4 protein-coding genes are annotated in these 4,013 nt (G+C 38.5%); 3 read left to right on the plus strand and 1 reads right to left on the minus strand.

Annotation, left to right across the window (positions count from 1 at the left end; translation table 11 throughout):
* Positions 1 to 630 (plus strand): hypothetical protein (locus AC1DG9_RS24485; RefSeq protein ID WP_477635413.1); only part of this gene is annotated, 630 nt, incomplete at its 5' end.
* A gap of 13 nt (positions 631 to 643) precedes the next feature.
* Positions 644 to 1,453: a sugar phosphate isomerase/epimerase family protein gene (locus AC1DG9_RS24490; protein WP_288880359.1), complete on the plus strand. Its 810-nt coding sequence runs from the start codon at positions 644 to 646 to the stop codon at positions 1,451 to 1,453.
* An 8-nt stretch (positions 1,454 to 1,461) separates the two neighbouring features.
* On the opposite strand, the gene AC1DG9_RS24495 is transcribed toward AC1DG9_RS24490, so the two are convergent.
* Positions 1,462 to 2,340 (minus strand): AraC family transcriptional regulator, encoded by an 879-nt coding sequence (locus AC1DG9_RS24495; protein WP_172663680.1) that lies wholly within the window; start codon positions 2,338 to 2,340, stop codon positions 1,462 to 1,464.
* Between the two features lie 235 nt (positions 2,341 to 2,575).
* Between AC1DG9_RS24495 and AC1DG9_RS24500 the strand changes: the two genes are divergently transcribed.
* The coding region (locus tag AC1DG9_RS24500) for a PQQ-dependent sugar dehydrogenase family protein (RefSeq protein WP_477635414.1) at positions 2,576 to 4,013 on the plus strand (1,438 nt) is incomplete at its 3' end.

Consider the following 4,013-nt stretch of genomic DNA (forward strand, 5'->3'; position numbering starts at 1 on the left):
AATGTAAATAACCTAACGCCAGGGAAATACGAGTATAAGATAACTTATAAAACATTAAATAAAGCGGCGCAAGTAAAAGATATCCCCTGGAATTACCCTATTAATATCTTCCGGCAAGATAGTTTAACTTCTGGAAATTGGAAGGGTAGCTATGGCAAAGAAGGATTTGTGTTGTTTAATTACCTTCAAAATAATAAACATTTACAGAAATTGCCTGTCTATGTATCATCAGTAAAGTTAAGAAATGAGGCAAATGTTCATTCGGAATTGCCGGCAGACAATAGGGTGCTCCGCAACACAACAGGTACTAACCGTACCTTTGGTGCAGTTGTAACTAAAGATCCTGCGCCCACTTTGCAAACCATAACGATGGATGTTCAGGTTGCCGGAACTCAGTCCCATCAAATTGCTTTGTATTTTTTAGATTGGGATAACAAAGAAAGGCGCTCTGCCGTAGAAGTATTTGATGCCAATACACTTAAACTCATCTCACCTGTTCAGTTAATTAAGGATTATCAAAATGGAAAATATCTGATCTTTAATTATACCGGAAGCATACGAATTCGGATCAACCATGTACGTGGGGAGAACGCTGCAGTAAGTGGTATATTTTTCGACAGACATCAATAARCATCCAAAACAAATGAAAACACAAATTTTGTGCACACTCTGGGGGCTTGAACATCTTCCTCTTGAAGATTCTTTTCTAAAAGTAAAACAGGCAGGCTATGATGGCGTTGATGCATGGATTCCGGAAGATGCTGCAGAACGTAAAAAGTTTATCCGACTTCTGGATGAATATCAATTTCCAATTGTATGTCATCAGCATCAAGCCACAGGAACCGATATTAAGTCTTTTTGTAAGTCTTTTGATTATTATTTGAATCTCTCTATGGACTGTAACCCGATACTAATTAATTCGCATAGCGGTAAAGACTATTTCTCCAAAGATGAACAATTAAGGGTAATTGATACAGCGCAGGAATTCTCCGTAAAAAGGAACATCAGGGTTGCCCACGAAACCCATCGGGGTAGGATAGGTTTTAGTCCTTACAATGCAATGGAACTTTTTGCGCTAAGGCCTGATATGAAAATCACAGCCGATCTTTCTCATTGGGTTTGTGTAACCGAAAGCTATCTGGAGAATTGCCCTAATATTTTAGAAGAGGCCATAAAAAGAACTGAACACATTCATGCAAGAGTTGGTTATCCTGAAGGACCACAAGTAACAGACCCGCGTGTAAAAGAATGGCAAACTGCTACACAGATATTTCTTGAGTGGTGGGGTAAAATCATTGACTATAAAAAAGAAGTCGGTGATGAGCTATTAACCATTACTCCAGAATTCGGTCCGCCTCCGTATATGGTTACATTACCCTCAAACGGGATGCCTGTTGCAGATCAGTTTGAAATCAACAGCTACATGAAGGATTTGTTGAGATCAATAACTTAAATATCAATTTATACTTTACGAAGCCTGTATTCTTTAGGTGGCAATCCGTTCTTTTTCTTAAACAAACGCGAAAAATAGAAAATAGAATCAAAACCTGTTTGGTAAGCCACTTCATTAATGGTTAAATTGGTGGATGTAAGTAAATCCTTCGCTTTGTCTAATCTCAGATTAAGGTGATATTGATTTGGTGATAAGCCTGTCGTTTCTTTAAAAATCTTCCTGAATCTCGAATAACCCATAGGCAAATCCTTTACCATTTCTTCTAAATTCACTGGGTTCTCAATGGATTCCTGTAAAAGAAATTTGGCCTTCGAAATGAGTTTAGATTGATTTCCGATATCAGGTGTTTTGTATTTCGATACGGCATTTACCAAGCCTAAAATTTGAAGAGTAAGCCCTGAAACGATTTGACGATACCCAATTTCAGCAGCAGCAACTGTTTTGATAAGTGTATGAAAAAGCTGCAGTAAATCTTCGTTCAGGCCAACATCAATAAAAGGATTCTCAGCGGTAAATATTCCCTTTTTCATCAATTCATTAGGATAACTCCCATTAAATCCTACCCAATATTCTTCCCAACCATGTTGAGGGTGTGGTTTGTATCTGTGCCATACACCTGGGAATAAAAAGAAACAGGTTCCAGCTTTAATGTTATAGGCTTTGGTTTTTGCAGATTCCAGTAAACCTTCGCCTTTTGTTATGAAAACCAGGTAATAGCCGTCTAGTATTCTGCCCTTATCCCAGGTAAAGGAGTGATCTATTGGATGCTCACGATTGTTTGGGTAATTTTTATTAGGCTCTACCTTTGCMGAACCAACCGTATTGATGTAAAATCCCCAATTTTTTTCGAATTCACTAATGTTAAGATATTTCTGGTAATTCTTCATTTTAATATTTGGCTTCTTTTATAAAGCTAATTATTTTATCAAAAAGTACAAACGATATTTAAGATTAAGTGCTGTTTTGTCTTATTAGTACATTCAATGTGTTGTTTTGTTTAAAGTGATATGTCAGAAAAGATAAAAGATAACCAGAGCATGTCAGTACAGGACAGCACAGGTTGCGTATTTCATCTATTTACGATATTCTTGTTATACCAAACACACAAATAAACCAACCCACATGAAATCAAACAGAACTAGGTCTGTTAAATTATCTGTAGTATTTTTATTACTCATTCTTATCGGTGTTTCCTTCACCACTTTCCAGAAAGATAATCCAGGACCAAAAGTTGAAAAACTAAAACTTTTACCAAATTTTAAAGCGGAACATTTATACAGCCCATCTGAAAGTAAAACCGGATCATGGGTAGCCATGACCTTTGATAATAAAGGGCGGATAATTACTTCAGATCAGTATGGCTTTTTATACAGGCTGGAAATACCCCCAATAGGTGCAGATACCACCAAGGTTAAAGTAAAGGTAGAAAAACTAATTGTTGGCGATTCAACAAACGCTAAAGTAGGGATGGGGTATGCCCATGGTTTGCTTTACGCCTTCAATAGCTTATACGYAATGGTTAATCACAATAGCGACGATAAGTTTAAAAGCGGAAGTGGACTTTACCGGTTACAGGATACCGATGGTGATGATCAATTCGATAAAGTAACATTGATGAAAGCATTAATCGGTGAAGGCGAACATGGCCCCCACAGTATTGTGCTTTCTCCTGATAAAAAGTCAATTTACATGATTGCAGGTAATTATACAGATATGCCGGAAATGGACAGTTACCGCCTACCTAAAACCTGGAAAGAAGACAACGCATTGGCAACCATAAAAGACCCTAATGGACATGCTACAGACCGTTTTGCGCCAGGAGCCTTTGTAATGAAAACCGACCCGGAAGGAGCAAAGTGGGAATTAGTAAGTGCAGGATATAGAAATCCATATGATTTTGCCTTTAATGAAGATGGAGAAATGTTTGTTTACGATGGCGACATGGAATGGGATATGGGGATGCCATGGTATAAACCTACCAGAATTTCTCATTCTCCCAGCGGAAGTGAATTTGGCTGGCGCTCCGGAAATACCAATTGGGCACCAAGTTATATTGATAATCTTCCTGCTATATTAAACGTTGGTCAGGGCTCACCTACGAACCTGGTTAGCAGTTATAACGCTCGTTTTCCAGAGAAATATCGTCGTGGTTTATTAGCCTTCGACTGGACTTTTGGCATCATTTACTCCGTACAGCTTATTCCCGATGGATCCTCTTATAAAACAACAGCAGAGGAATTTTTATCGGGACAGCCTTTACCGCTTACCGACGGTTTGATTGGACCTGATGGAGCACTTTACTTTTTAACCGGAGGACGTGAGCTTGAATCTGATCTATACAGAGTTTATTATGGTGATAATTCCTTGCCAAACCAAGAATTGCCAACCAATGCAACAGCAAGTGTGCTCGAAGCACGCAACCTGAGGAAGCAATTGGAAGAGTTTCATACTACGCCTAATCCAGAGGCAATTAACATAGCCTGGCCAAACCTGAAAAACAAAGATCGTTATATTCGTTATGCTGCAAGGATTGCTGTTGAACATCAGCCCGTTGCAGAAT

It is taken from the genome of Pedobacter sp. 05L430 (assembly GCF_056397585.1).

Excerpts from the sequence above, each read along its gene's own strand:
- AC1DG9_RS24490 (WP_288880359.1), top strand. The coding sequence starts at position 644 with ATGAAAACACAAATTTTGTGCACACTCTGGGGGCTTGAACATCTTCCT.